The organism is Pseudomonas frederiksbergensis (genome assembly GCF_017114915.1).
GTDB lineage: Bacteria > Pseudomonadota > Gammaproteobacteria > Pseudomonadales > Pseudomonadaceae > Aquipseudomonas > Aquipseudomonas frederiksbergensis_I.
This window is the reverse complement of record NZ_JAAUOE010000047.1, coordinates 1-19,236: the sequence shown is the minus strand read 5'-3', so window position 1 is coordinate 19,236 and position 19,236 is coordinate 1. Positions and strand designations below refer to the sequence as shown.

At 54.9% G+C, this 19,236-nt stretch carries 15 protein-coding genes; 8 read left to right on the top strand and 7 right to left on the bottom strand.

All coding sequences use genetic code 11. The features are described from left to right. The coding region (locus tag HCU66_RS23905) for an AraC family transcriptional regulator (RefSeq protein WP_205890880.1) at nucleotides 1–761 on the bottom strand (761 nt) is incomplete at its 3' end. Between the two features lie 402 nt (nucleotides 762–1,163). On the opposite strand from HCU66_RS23905, the gene HCU66_RS23900 reads away from it, so the two are divergent. The 6 genes from HCU66_RS23900 (at nucleotide 1,164) to HCU66_RS27605 (ending at nucleotide 8,850) form a co-directional block, all read left to right on the top strand. Further along, nucleotides 1,164–2,501 carry a carbohydrate porin gene (locus HCU66_RS23900; RefSeq protein WP_205890879.1) on the top strand — a complete coding sequence of 446 codons (1,338 nt, stop codon included), beginning with the start codon at nucleotides 1,164–1,166 and terminating at the stop codon, nucleotides 2,499–2,501. 11 nt (nucleotides 2,502–2,512) lie between these two features. Beyond that, on the top strand, nucleotides 2,513–4,738 hold the full coding sequence (locus HCU66_RS23895; protein WP_205890878.1) for a beta-glucosidase family protein: 2,226 nt from the start codon (nucleotides 2,513–2,515) through the stop codon (nucleotides 4,736–4,738). 144 nt (nucleotides 4,739–4,882) lie between these two features. After that, nucleotides 4,883–5,890, top strand: a complete 1,008-nt coding sequence (locus HCU66_RS23890; protein WP_241015652.1) for a carbon-nitrogen hydrolase family protein — start codon at nucleotides 4,883–4,885, stop codon at nucleotides 5,888–5,890. A 29-nt stretch (nucleotides 5,891–5,919) separates the two neighbouring features. After that, a complete protein-coding gene (locus tag HCU66_RS23885) occupies nucleotides 5,920–7,167 on the top strand; it encodes an MFS transporter (protein WP_225609188.1) in 1,248 nt (415 codons plus the stop codon). Between the two features lie 103 nt (nucleotides 7,168–7,270). Continuing rightward, nucleotides 7,271–8,401, top strand: coding sequence for an alpha-hydroxy-acid oxidizing protein (locus tag HCU66_RS23880; RefSeq protein WP_205890877.1), 1,131 nt, complete (start codon nucleotides 7,271–7,273; stop codon nucleotides 8,399–8,401). A gap of 218 nt (nucleotides 8,402–8,619) precedes the next feature. After that, complete coding sequence (locus tag HCU66_RS27605) at nucleotides 8,620–8,850, top strand: RNA-directed DNA polymerase (protein ID WP_205890876.1); 231 nt, start codon at nucleotides 8,620–8,622, stop codon at nucleotides 8,848–8,850. 401 nt (nucleotides 8,851–9,251) lie between these two features. Here the strand turns inward: HCU66_RS27605 and tcuC are convergent, their stop codons facing one another. The 4 genes from tcuC to HCU66_RS23855 all read right to left on the bottom strand — a co-directional run bounded on the left by tcuC (nucleotide 9,252) and on the right by HCU66_RS23855 (nucleotide 14,301). Continuing rightward, on the bottom strand, nucleotides 9,252–10,550 hold the full coding sequence (tcuC, locus tag HCU66_RS23870; RefSeq protein WP_205890875.1) for an MFS transporter: 1,299 nt from the start codon (nucleotides 10,548–10,550) through the stop codon (nucleotides 9,252–9,254). Nucleotides 10,551–10,597: 47 nt separating this feature from the next. Next, nucleotides 10,598–11,755 carry a tricarballylate utilization 4Fe-4S protein TcuB gene (tcuB, locus tag HCU66_RS23865; protein ID WP_205890874.1) on the bottom strand — a complete coding sequence of 386 codons (1,158 nt, stop codon included), beginning with the start codon at nucleotides 11,753–11,755 and terminating at the stop codon, nucleotides 10,598–10,600. Beyond that, complete coding sequence (tcuA, locus tag HCU66_RS23860) at nucleotides 11,742–13,193, bottom strand: FAD-dependent tricarballylate dehydrogenase TcuA (RefSeq protein ID WP_205890873.1); 1,452 nt, start codon at nucleotides 13,191–13,193, stop codon at nucleotides 11,742–11,744. Before tcuA ends, tcuB begins: the two co-directional genes overlap by 14 nt. Nucleotides 13,194–13,365: 172 nt before the next feature. Continuing rightward, nucleotides 13,366–14,301, bottom strand: coding sequence for a LysR family transcriptional regulator (locus tag HCU66_RS23855; RefSeq protein ID WP_096374285.1), 936 nt, complete (start codon nucleotides 14,299–14,301; stop codon nucleotides 13,366–13,368). 1,054 nt (nucleotides 14,302–15,355) lie between these two features. Between HCU66_RS23855 and HCU66_RS23850 the strand changes: the two genes are divergently transcribed. After that, nucleotides 15,356–16,544, top strand: a protein-coding gene (locus HCU66_RS23850; protein ID WP_241015651.1) for an IS3 family transposase whose coding sequence is annotated in 2 segments (ribosomal slippage) — nucleotides 15,356–15,615 and nucleotides 15,614–16,544 — 1,191 coding nt in all. Because the reading frame shifts where the segments join, the coding sequence is not laid out codon by codon here. A gap of 184 nt (nucleotides 16,545–16,728) precedes the next feature. On the opposite strand, the gene HCU66_RS23845 is transcribed toward HCU66_RS23850, so the two are convergent. Continuing rightward, nucleotides 16,729–17,529 carry a GNAT family N-acetyltransferase gene (locus HCU66_RS23845; RefSeq protein WP_205890872.1) on the bottom strand — a complete coding sequence of 267 codons (801 nt, stop codon included), beginning with the start codon at nucleotides 17,527–17,529 and terminating at the stop codon, nucleotides 16,729–16,731. Between the two features lie 138 nt (nucleotides 17,530–17,667). Beyond that, complete coding sequence (locus HCU66_RS23840; RefSeq protein ID WP_205890871.1) at nucleotides 17,668–18,114, bottom strand: hypothetical protein; 447 nt, start codon at nucleotides 18,112–18,114, stop codon at nucleotides 17,668–17,670. A gap of 270 nt (nucleotides 18,115–18,384) precedes the next feature. Between HCU66_RS23840 and HCU66_RS23835 the strand changes: the two genes are divergently transcribed. Next, a complete protein-coding gene (locus HCU66_RS23835; RefSeq protein WP_205890870.1) occupies nucleotides 18,385–19,125 on the top strand; it encodes an SDR family NAD(P)-dependent oxidoreductase in 741 nt (246 codons plus the stop codon). Nucleotides 19,126–19,236 lie beyond the last annotated feature (111 nt).

The window sequence follows — 19,236 nt, the reverse complement described above, 5'->3', positions numbered from 1 at the left end:
GGCTGATCTTCTTTTTCAAAAATCCGATATAGAGAACTCACCGACATCTTAAGATCTAAAGCAATCCTCTCGATATTCAGGCTCGGGTCTCTCAGGTTCTGAAGTATGTAACTCTTTACCCTGGATAGATGAAAGGTCTGAAGTTTAGATACTTCGCCTTGTTGAGCCTGAGGTAAGGACTGCAAACCTCCAACTACCAACTCAATCAAAGCGTTGGCTATCGGATCCAGAACAGTTGTTGCCATCTCAGCCCTGCTTTCTGCCAGAGAGCGCAGCATGCCGCCCAGCAAAATGCTAGGGCTTGATTGGGCGCTTATTGTCAATCCGCATAGGCGATCAGGGCTGCTCACGTGAGCGCTAAGAAGGCTGCGAGGAATTCTAAGGATATACTTGCTGAAGTTTTCGCAGTATCCCATTTCAAATGGCCGAGTGCTGTCGTAGAGAACGAAGTCTCCAGCGCTCTGTTGGGATTCTTTATCACTCTGTCTCAAAAACCCCTGTCCGGAAATTTGATAGCTGACCATAAAATAGTCAGCGTCAGAGTTGCGGACTAAACGAGCGCTTCGGGTCACCTGATGCGGACTGGCCGTCATGGCCATTAAGTCTACTGGCCCCACGGACGCATGTTGCAGATCCGCACTAAAGGACGTCCCCGCGCCGGCAACGCACTCCAGAGGCATAAACATTTTTCCAATTGTTTCCCTCCAAAAAGGTAGGCGGTCACCTTCGGGTATTGCTCTTGTTGAGAGTGTGGTGTGCATGGTGAGTGTCCTGCGCTGGCTGCTTGCCTAAAAGCAAGCAAATAGGGTGCCTCTCCCACAGAGATTCATCGATTTGAGATCCACAGCCCAGTAATGGTGGAAGCGGAGTACAGGAAGGCATTCGTTTCGCTTTCTCGCCACCGCAACTCGCCTCATTTCAGGGCGTGACGTCGACTTTCACGCTCGCCTGATGACGCGCTCCACCTTAAGAAATAGAGGCAACTTCCTCAGGAAGTGGAGGGCAGCGGTTTACTCCAGTGCCCTGCGATAGTTCTCAACGCAGACAGCTTGGCGCCGCTATCAAGATTTTTCTGCCCACATTGCCCAACCAACCCACACATATACACGAAGCAAGTAGGAGCCTGGCGAGCTCCTTTGCGCTCGACAAAAGGAGCACTCGAATTGAAGAAACGTATAGCAGCTGGTGGTTTAGCCCTCGTAGGGTCAATCAGCATCCCCGCCCTAGCTGCTGAGCCTTTAGCATCAGACTCGCCATGGCTGACTGGTGATTGGTCGGGGAAACGCAATGAGCTTAGTGAGCAAGGGGTCACCTTAGGGCTGTTCTACGTAAATGAACTGGCTACGAACGTGAGAGGTGGTTATGACCAAAAGACAGCTTTGGAAACAAGTGATCAGACCACGGCCCTGTTTAACTACGATTTGAGTAAAAAGCTCGGTGTGGATGGAGAATTCAGCCTCGTCGTAACTAATCGAAACAACCACGAGTTACTTACAAACACTCGCGTGAACGACCCTCGCACGGGTTCACTTCCCAATCTCTCGCAAGAAGTGTGGGGCTTTGGCTCTGTGACGCGCTTGACCCGACTCACCTACCAGCAAAACTTCTTCGACAAGCAGTTGAGCCTTAGGGTTGGGAAAATGACACCGACGGAAGAATTTTTTCCGTCCACCTGTGAGTTTCAAAGTCTCGTCAACTGCGGCACCGTCCCTGGCATAAGCAACATTTGGTACGGATGGCCAATCAGTACGTGGGCGGCCACGACTACCTGGCACATGACGCCGGATTGGTACGTAAAGTTTGGCGTCTACCAGCAGAACCCCCAGACCACCACCAATGACAGGGCTATTTCCCTCAGTGATCGTGGTACTGAAGGGCAAATCTACCCGGTGCTGCTCGGCTGGCGCCCTTATTGGGGAGAGCGAAAGTTAGCGGGTAATTATTTCATTGGCGCCTATTACAGCAACGTAGACGCACCCGATGTTGCAGCAGGTGCTGCCGGCGGGATGGAGGCATCTAATCCATCTGCTGGATTCAAGACTCGCCATGGTAAGCGGGCGGCTTGGGCTTTCTTTGAACAGCAACTGACGGGGCCTGGCGGAGACAGTAAGCAAGGCCTGCGCGCTTTTGTTAACGCCGAGATCAATGACAAGGAAACTTCTGTCCTTCATTACGGCTACGGCGCCGGTCTTTACTACAACGGCCTTTTCGACAATCGCCCGGATGACATGCTTGGATTTGCCAGTACGGCAATCAAGATCAACAAAGATTGGACACGAAATCGAGATCTTACTAACCAGTTGGCAGGCGTCGATGACTACGACAATCCCCGTTATCTCCCGCTAGGCGACACCGAAGTTTCGACTGAGTTGTTCTATCGCTACCAAGCCACGAGGTGGCTCTACCTCCAGCCAAATATCCAGTATTACCACGCTCCAGGTGGTGTGGACAAAGTGCCGGATGCGACCGTGCTTGGCCTGCGATTCAACATCAGCTTCTAAAGGACAACCCAATGAAAAACCGAATTCCTTCAAGCGCCACCATGCTGCTGACACTTATAATGACAAACACCCACGTACTCGCGGCGTCTCAACCTTGGTTAGACTCGGATAAATCATCTGATCATCGTGCAAAGCTTCTTCAGCAAGATCTGACACTTGAAGAGCAAATACGCCGAGTACACGGCGAAATGGCCATGCCTATCCTTGGATTTACAGTGCCAGATGGCGCCATCGGATCCGCTGGGTTTGTGCCTGCCGACACAACGCGGGGCATCCCAGCGCTCCAAATCACCGATGCAAGCCTGGGCGTTGCCAACCCTGCCAATGTCCGGCCAGGAGATGGGGGGACGCCCCTTCCTTCAGGGCTCAGCAGTGCTGCCAGCTGGAATCCGAAGGTCGCCTACGATGGCGGCCAAATGATCGGGCATGAAGCATGGAGTAAAGGATTCAACGTCATGCTCGCAGGTGGCGTAAACCTGGCTCGTGATCCACGCAATGGAAGGAATTTTGAATACTTTGGCGAGGATCCCCTGCTTGCTGGCACGATGGCAGGTGAAAACATCAAGGGCATTCAAAGCCAGCATGTGCTTTCAACGATCAAGCATTTCGCCATGAACGATCAAGAGACCGCGCGAATGGGCATGAGCGCTGTCATCGGTGAACGGTCTTTGAGTGAGAGTGATCTGCTGGCATTTCAAATCGCCATCGAGCGCGGCCAGCCGGGCGCAGTGATGTGTGGTTATAACCGAGTCAATGGCATTCACGCCTGCGACAACGCTGATCTGCTTCAGCGCATCTTAAAGGATCGTTGGGGCTATCGCGGTTTTGTGATGTCCGACTGGGGTTCTGTTCACGGTGTCGAAGCCGCCATGCATGGCGTGGATATCGAGATGGGCACACAGTTGGACAAGTGGTTATTTGGAGATGTTTTCTTCGAGAAGCCACTGTTGGCCAAAGCTGAGCAAGACCAAGTTTATCGCACTCGTTTGGCTGAAATGAGCCAGCGAGTCCTGCGCTCGATGTTTGATATTGGCCTCTTTGAGCACCCTCCTGTTAAAACACCTATTGATTACGCAGCGAGCAAGGCCGTAGCACAACAAGCTGCCGAAGAGGGGATGGTGTTGCTACGCAACGAGAAGCATGCGTTGCCTCTCAATGGTGCGATCAAGAAGATCCTTGTAGTGGGTGGCAACGCGGACAAGGGGGTTCTCTCTGGAGCCGGTTCGTCACAGGTTATAGAGCCAGAGGGTGCTGGGCTGGTAATTCCTACGGGAGGCGAAGGTCAGTTCGCTTCACTGCGTGAGATGGTTTGGCATAGAAGCTCGCCGCTTACGGCTCTGAAGGCGGAGCTGCCAGATGCTGCCATAACCTTCAACGATGGCCGTAACCCCGGGGAAGCGGCTGCGTTGGCCAAGAACGCTGACGTGGTCATCGTGTTCGCGACGCAGTGGATGATGGAGAGTTACGACACCTACGACCTGGAGTTGCCTAGCGGTCAGAATGGCTTGATTGACACATTGGCCTCCGCAAACGCTAAAACCATTGTGGTCTTGGAAACTGGCGGCCCTATCAGCATGCCATGGCTCAACAAAACGGCAGCAGTCATGCAGGCGTGGTATCCAGGTGCAGGTGGTGGTAAGGCCATCGCTCGCACGCTGACCGGCAAAGTAAATCCATCGGGCCGCCTCCCGATCACTTTCCCGGCAGACCTCAAACAACTGCCTCGCCCTGTAGTACCCGGCTTTGGTGGCCCCGAAAACGCCAAGATCGATGTGGACTACAACATCGAAGGCGCTGACGTTGGATATAAATGGTTTGCGCGAAAAAACATCAATCCTTTGTTCCCATTCGGCTTCGGGCTTTCCTACACACAGTTTAAATATGATGGGCTGAAGGTCGAAAAAACCTCTCCGCTCACCGTTAGCTTTAACGTGACCAACATCGGCAAGCTGACGGGACAAGATGTTCCTCAGCTCTATCTGACGGGTATGCCTGGTCGAGCTCAGCAACGCTTGCTGGGGTGGAACAAGATCGAGCTCCGTGCCGGGGAATCGCGATCCATAACCCTGCAAGTGGATTCACGCCTGCTCGCCGATTTTGACGTCAAGGCACAGCGCTGGTCTGTAGCGCCAGGAGCGTATGCATTGGGCCTAGGCCATAGCGCTACAGAATTCGTTGCCCAGCGGCATGTAGATCTGCCCAAGCAGGATTTCGCAGATCCCGTCGTGAGCCGCTAAGCCATTTTTCTTCATGCCTGGGTGCCCTCCACCCATGGCATGGAGAAGCTAGAGCAAATCTGACAAGACTTTCAGCACATTCCAATTGGGCATTTTCATCAAAGATGCAGCAACGGCTGAGTGCCATCTTTTTTTGAGGTTTCTATGTCTTTTTCAACTTCGTATCGAGTCGCAGTGGTGCAGGCAGCACCCGTCTTCATGGATCGCAGCGCGACGGTTGATAAGTGCATTCAATTGATTGCCGAGGCAGCTGGCAACGGTGCTCGGGTAATCGCGCTTCCGGAAAACTTCATTCCTGGTTACCCATGGTTTTTCTGGCTGGGGTCACCAGCTTGGGCAATGCAGTACATGCTGCAATATCACGAGCAGGCCTTGGTGATTGATAGCCCGGACTATCGTCGATTGGAGCAAGCGGCAGCCGACCATGAGATCTTCGTGTGCCTCGGCTTCACCGAGCGATCCAATGGCAGCTTGTACATGGCGCAGACTTTCATTGACGACCAGGGCCATACCCTGTCGACCCGACGCAAGCTCAAACCAACCGTGGCAGAGCGCATGGTCTTTGGGGAGGGCGACGGTAGTGATATCCAAGTTCATGAAACCAACATTGGTCGGCTTGGAGGACTGTGCTGCTGGGAGCATATTCAGCCACTGACCAAATTCGCGATGTACAGCAAGCATGAGCAAGTGCACGTCGCCGCATGGCCAGGTTTTTCCCTCTATACGGACGTCACCCCAGCAATTGGTGGTGAGGTTAATAACGCCGTAAGCCGCACATATGCCGTTGAAGGCCAGTGTTTCGTTCTCGCCCCGTGCGGGATGGTTTCCCAGGACGTTGTTGAATTGCTCTGCCAAACGGATGAAGCACGTAATTTACTAAAGGTCGGGGGAGGCTTCGCGCGCATCTATGGCCCCGACGGCGCCGATTTGGCCACTCCATTACCGCCAGACCAGGAAGGACTGCTGTACGGGGACATCAACCTTGACGCCGTCACGATGGCCAAAGTTGCAGCAGATCCGGTTGGCCACTACTCCCGAAGCGATGTCACAAGACTGCTGTTTAACAGCGAGCCACGCAGGCCCGTTACAGAGGACGCATCAATCGGTTCGGATGACAAGCTCGCTCTTGTTGACGACCTTGAAGCCAATTAATCGATATCCCTTTTTGATGGGTGCATAACATGCAGCATAAATCGCTTGGTGATTCAGCTTACGAGTGGAAAATGGTGTGGCTGCTTGCGGTGCTGTTTGGCATCGTAGGTCTGGATCGGTTGGTGGTGGTGTACTTGTTTCCAATCTTGATACCAGAGCTGGGGTTGAGTAATACCCAAGCCGGTGCAATCGCTTCTGTATTGGCGCTGACATGGGCGCTGTCTACTTATGTTCTTGGTGGCGTGAGTGATCGCCACGGTCGGAAGAAGGTGTTGATCTACTCCGGCATTTTCTTCTCACTCATGACATGGATGACAGGAGCTGTAAAAAGCTTCACTGGAATGCTGGTCGTTCGAGGCCTTCTTGGCGTAGGTGAAGGCGGGGTTTTCAGTGCCAGTGTCGCGACGCTCGCAGAGATATCGACGCCCAAACGGCGAGGGCTCAATATGGGCATTCACCAAGCATTCTTTCCACTGTTGGGCATCGGTTTGGGCCCGATCATTGCGACTCAATTAAGCTTGTACATGCCATGGGAGTGGGTGTTCTTTCTGCTCGGGATTCCTGGGTTGATTTTGACGGTGATGCTCGCGAAGCTCATGCGCGAACCCAGGAAGGTGACCGTCGAGCGCGATGCACACAAAAGCGCTCCTATCACCAGCGTGCTCAAATTCCGCAATATCTGGGTGACTACAGTCATCGGCTCCCTGTTTCAAACGGGCTTGTTCGTATTCTCGACCTTCGTCGCGCTTTACCTCACTCAAGTGGTGGGGCTGTCGTTGAGCACGACGGGGTTGATCGTCTCGGGCTGGGGGTTCGGTGGCTTCATAGGAATGATCGCCGTACCCGCCTTGTCGGATCGATGGGGACGTAAACCTGTGCTGGTGACTTGCGCCACTATTTACGGTCTGCTGATGCTCGCATTTGCTCTGAGCCACGCCGGCCCTTGGGTGATGTTTTCGATCCTGTTTGCCGCCGGTATCTTCGGATTTGGCATCGCACCATTGTTCTTGGCCGTGATTCCTAGCGAGTCCGTCCCATCCAATATGACCGGAGCAGCAGTGGGTGTGCCAACGGGTGTGAGCGAATTAATTGGCGGTGTATTGATGCCTGTGATTGCAGGTGGTTTGGCCGATCTATACGGCTTGGCGCTACCCATGATGGTAGTGGGAGCGGTATCACTTGCAGCGGCTGTCACTGGTTTGTTCCTGATCGAAACCGCACCTGGTGCTGCTACCCATCTAGTCACGTCCTCAGCACTTGCGGTTACTTCTGAATAAGCGTGATCTATTCAGGGTCTGGATAGTATCGATTTGATCAATTAGGCCCCGCTCAATAGAGTGGGGTTTTTACTTTGTATTCTCGTACTGCCGTGAGGACACCATGAGCTTAGCTTTTAGCGTTGAAGGTTTTCGTTCACTGGCGCAACGGCGCCTTCCCAGAATGGTCTTCGACTACCTTGAAGGCGGCGCCGATGATGAGAAATGCCTGCAGCGTAACCGGGACACGTTCGACCATTGGGAGCTCATCCCAAGACGCTTGGTTGATGTCGCCCAGCGTGATCTGAGCGTTAACGTCTTCGGTACTACTCAGCCACTGCCGCTCCTGGTAGCTCCGATGGGGCTTAATGGGGCATTTTGGCCGAAGGGCGATATCGCTTTAGCAAGGGCGGCTAGGAAAGCCGGTATCCCCTTTATATTGTCCACGGCGGCCAATGCGTCCATTGAGGAGGTCGCGGAAAAAGCGGGAGGGGAGCTGTGGTTCCAACTCTATGTAGTGCACCCGTCACTTGCTGATCAACTCGTAGCTCGTGCACTGGCGGCAGGTTACCGAACGCTAGTGCTGACCACTGATGTTGCGGTGAACGGCAAGCGTGAGCGTGATTTACGTAGTGGTTTTGGCCTGCCTTTCAAGTACACGCCGAAGGTAATGCTCGATGGAATGCTCCATCCGCGCTGGTCTATAAGCTTGCTTACAGGCGGGATGCCGCAGATGGCAAATTTCGCCAATCAGGACGCCAACAACGTAGAGCTTCAAGCTGCGCTGCTGTCGCGGAAAATGGATGCCAGTTTCAACTGGGATTCACTTAAAAGATTGCGAGAACTCTGGCCACATCGGCTGTTAGTCAAAGGAATACTTCACCCTGAAGACGCTGCGCGTTGTATGGCGCTCGGAGCTGACGGCGTAATCCTCTCAAACCATGGCGGGCGTCAACTTGATTCGAGCTGCTCGCCTATGCCTGTTCTTAAGCAAATTGCTAATGCCCATCCGGGCAAGGTGCTTGTTGATAGCGGTTTCAGACGTGGTTCTGACGTTGTTAAAGCTATGGCGCTCGGTGCGGGTGGTGTTCTGCTAGGCAGGCCACTACTCTACGGTCTGGCTGCAGGTGGCGAGGAAGGGGCTAGTCAGGTGCTGAGCATTATCAAAGATGAGATGGATCGCACACTTGCGAACATGGGGTGTGCCTCCATGGCGAGTTTGTCGCCCGACCATGTCACCTCAATCAGGGGGTGATACCAACAGGCGTATCTGCGGCCTCGGCGCTGTGTTTGGGGCGTCGGGTTTAATGGCAGCTGTTGTGAGCTTTGGAACATTGGCAGCATTGTCACGGTAAAGCCTGCATCCGCAAGTACCGCTCCAATCAGAAATGCCACGGTCATGACCATCCTGTCCCAGCTTGCTCAGCAGCACGTGGGGCCTGCGTCCAAGATAATGGCTGAACGTTTCAACTCGTGCATACAAAGCCTGCCAGTCGGGGCAAGGGATGCGAAGCGATCCACGAGGAACTCGGAGCTTGGCCGAAGGGCTTTCGGTATGTCGACGATTTCACGTTTTTTTTCAACCGGAGGGAAGAAGCGGAAAGGGCGCTTGCGGTAATCATAAAATGCGTCAGTTCGTTTGAGCTGCAGATCAATGCGTCCAAGACACGAATTGTGGAGGTGCGCGAGCTGGTGCAGGAGTGATTGAAATACAGCCTGAAAAAGCTCCAGATTTCCGCGATGATCAGGCAGCAAAGGGACGACATCCATTATTACTTTGAGATGCTGTTCTCCTTGGAGTCAAACAGCTGTCATCCACCATCATCAAGATCCCGAACTGGCCCATTGCCGAAGCCTATCTACTGAAGTGCGGCTACGGCTTTCCGAATACTTGGGTTTTGAAGGATTTGGAATAGGAACGGCGCGTTGGCTGCATGGAATATCTGCTTAAAAAGGCTAGACGAGGTGTCCACTTAAATTGAAGTGCACACCTGTCTTGGCTTAGCAGAGCGGGCTAGATGCCTTTGCCGGACGCATACAATGCAGGCCAGGGCGCGATATTTATTCAGTGCAAAGCCCTGAATTCCGCCGAAACCTCTCTTTGATCAAGCGTTGACTGGCACTGCTTTTTGCCTGCGATACAGGATCGTCGTCGCTGTGAACCCACACAACGCAGCAAACATTAGCCAGTAGGCGGGCGACGCCTTGTCACCTGTTGCCTGCACCAGGATTGTTGATACGGCGGGTGTAAAACCGCCAAACACAGCCGTTGCCAAACTGAATGCCAGTGAAAATCCTACGACTCGTACGTTCTGAGGCATTACCTCAGTCAATGCAGCAACCATCGCGCCGTTGTAAATGCCAAAGAAAAAAGAGAAGTACAGCAGCACGGCGAGCAGCCGTTCGAAGCTTGCCGCCGCGGCCAGCCAATGCATGGCGGGATAGGCGGTGAAGATGCACAGCAAGGTGACTGCCAGCAACAAGGGGCGGCGTCCGATGCGATCAGAGATCGTACCGCCGATGGGCAGCCATATGAAGTTGCTCAGGCCGACGAAGAGCGTGACCACCAGACTGTCGCTGGTGCTCAGGTTCAGTACAGACCGACCGAAAGTCGGGGTGTAGACGGTAATGAGATAGAACGTGGTGGTGGTCATCGACGCTAACAGACCACCAGCCAGTACCGTGCGCCAGTTGTCCCGCATCGAGCGAAAGACTTCACTGGCACTTGGGTGATGGCTGCGCGCTTTGAATGCATCGGTTTCCTGTAGTGAGCGGCGAATGATGAAGATGAACGGGATAATCAGGCAACCAATGAAGAATGGGATACGCCAGCCCCAGGCTGCAACGTCGGCAGCCTCCATGGACGCGTTAATCGTATAGCCCAACGCAGCCGCAAGAATGATCGCCACTTGTTGGCTGGCCGACTGCCAACTGGTATAGAAACCCCGGCGTCCGAGCGTGGCGATTTCAGCCAGGTACACGGAAACACCACCCATTTCCGCACCAGCGGAGAATCCCTGCAACAGTCGCCCGAGCAACACCAATATCGGCGCTGCGATGCCTATGCTGGCGTAGCCCGGAACCAAGGCGATCAAGACCGTGCCCGCGGCCATGATCGACAGCGTCACGATCAGCCCCTTTCGCCGGCCCACCTTGTCGATGTATGCGCCCAGCACGATAGCGCCCAGCGGCCGCATCAGAAATCCCGAGCCGAATACGGCGAAGGTCATCATTAACGAGGCGAACTCGCTGGTGGTAGGAAAGAATGTCTGCGAGATGTAAGTTGCATAGAACCCGAACAGAAAGAAGTCGAACTGTTCGAGAAAATTGCCGCTAGTGACCCGCAGGATGGCGCCCAGTTTCGACCCCTTGGATCGGGTGTCTTGAGTTGTTGTTTTCATCATGGCTACCGTGGTGATCGATATTGTTTTTGGAATGAATGGATCGCCGATCAGTCGCTACCTGCGTTGATCGGGTTGGGTTGGCGTTTTTCGATGGAGTACTTGAGCAATGCGGCGCTGCGGAAGATGCCATGGGCGAATTTGCTGTAGGGCATGGTCAGGAAAAACGCCATGACCAGGCCGAGATGGATCGCCAGCATCAAGCCCAGGGCAGCGCTTTCGCGAAACGCCAGGAGTGCCAGGCCGCTGGCGCTGACTAGAAACAGCAGCGCGATAAAGCCACGATCCATGGGTTTCTGATTGTCGTCGCCGTGCTCAGGGTTGCGACGCAGGTTCAACCACAACAGGCCTGTGGGGCCTATCAGCAGGCCGACTCCACCTGCGATACCCAGCATCACCGGCAAGCTCAGGACGGGGTAGGGCGCCGACCAGTCCAGCAGGAAATGGTAAAGCGTGGCGACACCGGTGGCGGCGAAGCACAGCATGAAGCCGTAGAAGGTGAAGTGGTGAAAGCGCCGCCGCCACAGGGTGAACTGATCATCGGCGTTATTGCAGCCCTCGCCATGCCCCCCGTCCAGGTATTTGAGTCGGGCGACGTTGGCCGTGGCCTCCAGTGCAGCGGCTGTCTTTTCCTGCTGGGGCGCATCCGCCGGTGAAACGTTGCGCCAGAAACGCCGCACTCCAATCGTCAACGCAAGTACCGAGAAACCGAAAACCGCACCGAACATCAGTGCCAGGGTGTTATGCGGGAAGATCCCGTAGAAATCCCCCCCCGGCATTGCGGTAAACAGATTGCCCATCACCATCAACGTGAGGCAGAGGAACAGTGCCAACCCCGCACCGGATGCCAGCGCCAGAGCCAACCCGTTGCGCCGGTACAACTTGCCCATCACCTGTGGCCAGGCGTACTCGGCATAAGTGTCGAGGCGGACTTTGGCCATGGCCTTGGGCACATTGATTTCGAATTCGTGAGGGGCAGCGTACTGACAGGCATGCAGGCACGCACCGCAGTTATGGCAAAGGTTCGCCAGGTAATGGATATCCGCCTGAGAAAACTCCAGACGCCTTGTCATGGCCGGGAATACAGCGCAGAAGCCCTCGCAGTAACGGCAGGCATTGCAAACGGTCATTTGTCGCTGAACTTCGCTTTCATCAAGGTTGAGTACGGGAATCAAATTACCCGGTGCCTTGGGATCAAACAGCTGCATGTTGGGGCTCCGTGGAGGAAGGGGTCAGGAAGCCGGCCGCAGCCGCGGCTTGCACACCAGCGATGCGACCGAATGCGGTACCAATGGCCATGCCGATGCCGGCGGTATAGCCCTTGCCCAATACGTTGCCCGCCATCATTTCTCCTGCGACAAACAGGTTGGGGCTAGCCTCGCCGTTGAAGTGAACGGCGGCGGTATCGTCGGTAGCCAGCCCCAGATAGGTGAAGGTCACGCCTGGCTTAAGTGGGTAGGCGCAGAAGGGGGGCTTTACCAATGGGCGGGCCCAATGGGTTTTGGCGGGTGTCAAACCTTCGGTGTGGCAATTGTCCAGCGCGGTGTGGTCGAACGTGCCGTCGCAGCAGGCTGCGTTATATTCCTCGATGGTTTTGACAAATTGCGTCACGGGAAGCTTCAACTGGCGGGCCAGGTCTTGCAGGGAGTTGGCTTTAGTGCCCGGAAACACCGGAGGCATGAAACGGCCGAGGGCTTGTTGGTCGATGATTGAGTAGGCCTGTTGACCGGGTTGACCCGCCACCAGGCGGCCCCAGATCGCATAGCGCTTGGGCCAGAAATCCTCGCCTTCGTCATAGAAGCGTTCGCCGTCGCGATTGACCACCACGCCCAGCGATACGCAATCGATACGGGTACAGATACCACCGTCATACAGGGGCGCACGGGCGTCGATGGCCACCATGTGCGCTTGGGTTGGGTCACCGATAAAATCGGCGCCCAGGCTCTGCATGCGCCGAAGCAGTACACCAGTATTGAAGCGCGTCCCGCGAATCAGAAAATTGTCTGACGGCCATTCTCCGCGATCGTTTTGACCCCAAGCCTCACGGAGCCACTCGCGGTTCGACTCGAAACCGCCAGCCGCCAGAACGCATGTCTTGGCCTGGATCCGCGCGGCGGGCAAACGCTGACCATTGACCTCACGTTCACCGATGTGGGCTGCGACGAATGCTCCGTCCTTCAACTCGATGTCGGTGACTTGAGCGTTGTAGCGGATCTTCACGCCCAGCCGCTCGGCGCTGCGGAAGTACGCGTTAACCAACGCTTTGCCGCCGCCCATGAAAAACGCATTGGTGCGCGCAACATGTAGGGCACCAGACAACGACGGCTGAAAATGCACACCATGGGAGCGCATCCAGTCACGGCAGTTCGACGAGGCGCGGATGACAATACGTGCAAGCTTTTCGTTAGTAATCCCACCGGTGACTTTCAGCAGATCCTGCCAATATTCTTCTTCGGGATAGGCATCGACCAACACATCTTGCGGTGCGTCGTGCATGCAGCGCAGGTTTCGGGTGTGTTGCGAGTTGCCGCCGCGCCAGATTTTAGGTGCCCCCTCCAGCAACATGACGCTAGCGCCGGCCTCTCGAGCCATCAACGCTGCACACAAGGCGGCATTGCCGCCGCCAATTACTAATACGTCGATCATCATCACTCCTCAATCGCAAGGAGGCATGAACGAAGTGCTCCTCGCGAGTGGGGGAAGGTAGAGCTGTCAGCTTATTGTCGAAAGGCGCGAAATGAATGGGGGTGTTTAGTTTTCATAAAGGCTTTGGCGCGGACACCCCAGTATTGGAAACCGGGAAGAGGGTGCGCCGGGATCATGACGCGACGTCCTCAATCCACGATGCTCCCGGCCATTGTTGATCAACGACCAACTGTCGAGCGACATCGGTGATGACCAGCCGCGCCGCCAGAGCAGCGGGAGACAGCTCATCATCAGGCAGTGTCGCCAGCAGGTTTCGTCGACCTACGTGAGCATCGGAAATTTCCACCACTGAAAGTCCCGACTCACCTTTGAGCGCCGCTGCCGCACCGGGCTGGATGGTGGCAGCATGACCTGCGCGTACGGCGTTCATCAATACGGCAAGACCATCCACTTCCATGATGATGTTGGGAGCCAATCCCGAACGTTCAAACGCAACCATCAGCGTAGAACGCAAACCGTGTTGCGCACTCGGCATTACCAGTGGAAGTTGCCCCAGATCCGCCAGTTGCACGCTGGTTCCTTGTGGTGCGTGGGGCAGGTGCGGTGAGCTGATGACAAATAGTTTTTCGTCGAGCAGCGGTGTCACGCTCCAGCGCTTACCACCTTCGAGTTGAAACAGAATGGCTAGGTCGATCTGGCGAGCATTGAGTTGTGTGGCCAAATGCCCGGACAGCATCTCGACTAGGTGCAATTGAATATCCGGGTAGCGCTCTCGCATCGCGTTGATCAATGGCAGGGCAAGAACAGTGGCAGTCGTGGGCGCCATTCCGACGGTGACGTACCCACTCATTCGCCCACGGTGAGCGGCCATGATCGCATTTTCGGCTTGCCGCAAACACAGCTGGGCATGGTGCAGGAACGCCATACCGGAGCTGGTAGGTGTGACGCCAGTAGTGGTGCGATTAAGGAGGCGGGTTGATAGCTCACTTTCAAGTTTCGCGATCTGTTGGCTAAGGGCTGATACGCCGACGTCCAGTTCAAGAGCTGCGCGTCCCAAGCTGCCGTGTTCGAGGATTTTTACGAAATATCGCAGTTGTCTTAATTCCAAACGTCGCCGCTCCACGTCAAATTGTTGTTGGAATGCCTATCGATCACCGCGGCGACCACCAAACCGCAAGACAATATAGGAGAGGGCCTGAAAATGATTTTGAGATTTGTTGTTGTCCCTGCTATCCCAACAAAAACGGGATCAATGCGTAACGGAGCACACTTCTACTGCAAGACTGCGCCCATTGTTTTTACGTCTATGACAATGAAGAGAAGCTACGTCCGACGACTACCTACCAGGCCCGAGAAGCAGCCGAGGCTGAGTGTCAGTGACTGAATCTAGGGCACCTTCAAAACGTAATCTTGGATCGAGAATCCATAACTGCGCTATAGGCATTTTTCACTCTCAAGAAGGCATCAAGTATTTGGCGTTCCGAGACGAGTGGATCAGATGCTCAAGGACGTACGACCTATACCACTCTGACGCGGATGCTGGGCATTCAGGAGCGAACAAACAGCCTCTGCCTCGACCCTGGCCTTGAACACACCGTGCTTGCTAGCAGAGCCGCCCTCGACGAGATCTACAACCCGATATTGCTTGATGCCATCGCCCAGTCTGGTTGTTTCGATGACCCTGAATCTTGAATGCATGGTGCGTTCCCTGCTGAAACTGGTGCTTTAGGAGTACCGGTATGACTCCATGATTTCAACAATTATGCAGGACTGAGCTGAGACAATTTATGACAGGGCGCAATGATTCACTGTGTAAGGACAGAGACTTCGCGGGAGGTGGGAGGGGTAGGTTGTGTTCAAATCTTTGTGTGCGTGTCATCGCATGCCCATAGCTAAGCTGGGGGGGGACGTATATGGAGAGGTCGCTTCTTCGGGCCAATGGGCCCGGCTCACCTAATCAGCCGAGCATCTCCTTAACTATGAATGCAACGTTCCTGGCATCGTCAATTCCTCGGTGATAGGTACCTTGCCAAGCTAAGCCCAATGCCTCTGCCGTTTGCTTTAGATATTTCGGTCGATTGTCATACAAGCCTGCATGTGTAGTGGTCTAATGAAACCGGACACCCATTTAGGCGAGAATGCTCGCCAGATCGAGGTGTCAGATGACCAAACAACGCCGTTCCTTTTCTGCTGAATTCAAACGCGAGGCTGCCGACCTCGTGCTCAAGCAAAACTACAGCTACATCGAAGCCAGCCGTTCACTCGGCGTCGGCGAGTCGGCCCTGCGCCGCTGGGTCGATCAGGTTCAGCAGGAGCGCCAAGGCGTCACTCCGCAGAGCAAAGCGCTGACCCCAGAACAGCAGAAAATCCAGGAGCTGGAAGCCCGGATCGCCCGCCTTGAACGGGAAAAATCGATATTAAAAAGGCTACCGCGCTCTTGATGTCGGAAGATCACGAGCGTACGCGCTGATCAATCAGCTGAGCGTCCATGAGCCGGTTGATTGGCTGTGCAAGGTGTTTGAAGTCACTCGTTCGTGCTACTACGCCCAGCGCCTTAGGCGCCGCACGCCCGATGTTGAACGGCTTCGGTTGCGCAGCCGGGTGAGCGAGTTGTTCACGCAAAGTCGTAGCGCTGCCGGCAGCCGCAGCATCTTGTCGCTGATGCTTGAAGACGGTGAGCAGCTCGGCCGGTTCAAAGTGCGCAGCTTGATGCGCGAGCTTGATTTAGTCAGCAAACAACCCGGATCACATGCCTACAAACGAGCGACGGTGGAGCGACCCGATATCCCGAACATCTTGAATCGGGAGTTCGATGTGCCGGCCCCCAACCAAGTGTGGTGCGGCGACATCACCTACATTTGGGCCCAGGGGAAATGGCATTACCTGGCTGTCGTGCTGGATCTTTGCACGCGCCGGGTGGTGGGCTGGGCGTTGTCGGAAAAGCCGGACGCCGATCTGGTTATCAAGGCGCTGGATATGGCTTACGAGCAACGAGGAAGACCTCAGGGCCTGCTGTTTCACTCAGATCAAGGGTCGCAGTATGCAAGTCGTTTATTTCGTCAGCGATTGTGGCGTTATCGCATGCGCCAGAGCATGAGTCGCCGGGGGAATTGCTGGGATAACGCGCCAATGGAGCGCGTGTTCCGCAGCTTGAAAACGGAATGGATACCGACCACGGGTTACAGAACGACTCAAGAGGCTCAGCGCGATATCAGCCACTTCTTGATGCATCGGTACAACTGGGTTCGACCCCATCAATTCAACGGCGGGCTGGCGCCGAAGAAAAACTTAACGTCGTGTCCGGGATTAGTTGACCACTACACTTTGTTTTTTCGCAGTTGTCATTTCTAAACGCTTTTTGCCATATTCAACGAAGGCGCGCAGACAGCGAGGGAGCGCAGAGACGCGGCCACGCCTCCAACCCGATGATTCGCATAATGTATATTATGTTAAATAATGTGTCGATGCGGAACTTCCTATGTTGTCACCCGTTGCTTGGCCTGCAAGAGCGGACGGTCGTGTTCAGCCGTTTATCTTAGTTATCTGCGAGGCGGTACAGTGCTTGGGCATGAGATGTCGTCAACCCGGCACGTTGCAGATTTCGGCGACTTTGGGAGCTGGACAGCGCGGTCGCGGCGATCAAGTGGCAGCCATGCTTCTTCGCTTGCTCAATTCGATGAGATATCAGTGCTCCATGGTAGCCAAGGCCCCGGGCATCCTTTCGGGTGGCAGCCGTTCCAAGGTAGGCAATGCCATTACTGGCCAAATACATTGAGGCTCCTGCCACGACTTTCCCATCAGCCTTCAGGACGCAGATTTTCAGACGTCCGCTCGACGTCTGCTCTGCGAAGGATGCTTGATTCAGCAATTGGTACTCTGGTTTGGTATGAAAACCGCTCGCATGCACATCTGCGAACTGAGCAAGAGTTTTTGACGTGACTTCCTCGATTTCGAATGAGTGACGACTCAAGACCACCTTCTCGATGGCACACGCGAATTGCAAGTGAGTCCAGCCCCTCAAACGCTCAAGCTGCGCTTCGCCCACAAGTGAGTACTGCCCCAACGCGCAAGGTTTCCCGATAAGGGGAGTTACGACCGAATGTTCCGCTGAATCTTTGAGCAACTTCAACAGTGCCTGGGGATCACGGGCGCTGTCGCCGTAGATGCGGTTGAACATTGGGCTAGGTGATGCGTTCACCTGAAAGCACGGAAAGTCTCCGTTGGAAAAAACACGTGCGCCATAAGGATTTCCACTTATCCCTGCCAAGTTCTGAACACGCGAACGCAAATACTCGCTTTCTGCGGCCTCAATCTGATGTGCCAGTTCAACATCCATGTAAGTCGTCCTTTTTTAAAGATTTCCAAGGGAGGGAAAGCAAAGCCTGTAGACTCGGCGGTGGCTAACGCGTCCGTGCTGGTGCTGGATCCTCTGTTTTCGCTAGACCGGTGATTCCGCCTCTTTCAGGCGAGCCGCCTAGAGGGGCCAGTGTGTTCGTAGCCTAGCTAGCTCTCGCTCTAATGCACACAACTCTTTGTTGAACGCGGCCAACTCCGCAAGGCTGTATTCAAAGCATTGCTGCGCACCGGAGGGAAGTCCAATGACATTGACGATCTTGTGACGGTGCGCCTCGACGCCCCATCGACCGTGGACCATCTGATTGCGCTGTACCCGAGCGGCATGCACACGCTCAATCCAGCGTTCATAGGCCACACGGCGTTTGGAGCCGGCCGGTAACCTCTCTGCGACTCGCGTCGAAAGCGTTTCGAGTTTCGTATGGATGCTCTGCCCTTCGATCGAATTCGATAAGGTTTCCAATTTTGCGCCGTTGTCCAACCACGCCAAACAGAGCCCTAAATTCACATCGACGCACGAGAACGCGAAGAGCATCTGTCCGAGCAACGATGCAGCCTCAGCTTGCATCGCCTCTCGACGTGCCCTCAGTTGTCCAGCCGTTTCGACCGGGTCAGGCGTTGAATTAGGTTCCAAGGCTTTCTCGCATTCGTAGTCTGGGTGGTGCAGCGTTCAGCACATTATGCCGTAGGTCTGCTCCCGGCCGTTTTCAGCCGGTCGCCACACGCAGAAAACGACCAAGTGCAGCCTCTCAAAATCGTTGGCGAATCGATGCCGCGTAGGCAACGTCTATTCTCAACTGTTAGACAGTATTTCCTGTGTATCCCTTTGGTGCATTGCATGTTCAAAAACTGGAGTGGTCAGGTCGCGTTGGTCAGTGGAGCCGGCAGCGAACATGGGATTGGTCTCGCCATAGCGAAGCGTCTTGGAGACTTGGGAGCAAAGCTGATCATCACCGGCAGCAGTGCCCGCATCCATGATCGCGTCGCGCAACTGAGCGCGGAAGGTTATGAGGTGGAAGGTCGCGTTGCAGATCTCACCCAGCCCACTCAGGTCGTCGAACTGGTGACTTGGGCTGAATCGCTATGGGGACGAATCGACGTGCTTGTGAACAACGCCGGTATGGCGATTCAGGGTGAAGCCGAGGTGTTCTCCGACGTGGCCCCTATGAGCGTCGATGTCTGGAACACCTCGATTGCCCGCAATCTGACCACTGCATTTTTGCTGACCCGCGCAGTGTTGCCGGGAATGCAGCATCGTCGATACGGGCGCATCGTCCATATCAGTTCTACGACCGGTACCCGTGTCAGCAACCCCGGCGAGGCGGCTTATGCGGCGGCAAAGGCCGGGATTGTGGGGATGAACATGAGCTTGGCGCTGGAAGTCGCGCCATTCGGCATCACCGTGAATTCTGTTGCCCCTGGATGGATCGCGACGCAGTCCAACACAGCTGAAGAATTGACTGCTGCGCGGTATGTTCCAGTCGGGCGTGCCGGCAGACCGGAGGAGGTCGCTGCCGCAGTAGCTTTTCTGGCTTCTCCAGAGTCCAGCTACATTACGGGCGAGCTTCGTTACGCTTGAATGGACGTCCCAACACACGTTCAAGGATGCTCGCAACCTGCCCATACGTCACAGCTACACTCATTCGATACATTTGCGCACCGAGACTTCGACCATGGCGACCAAAACCGC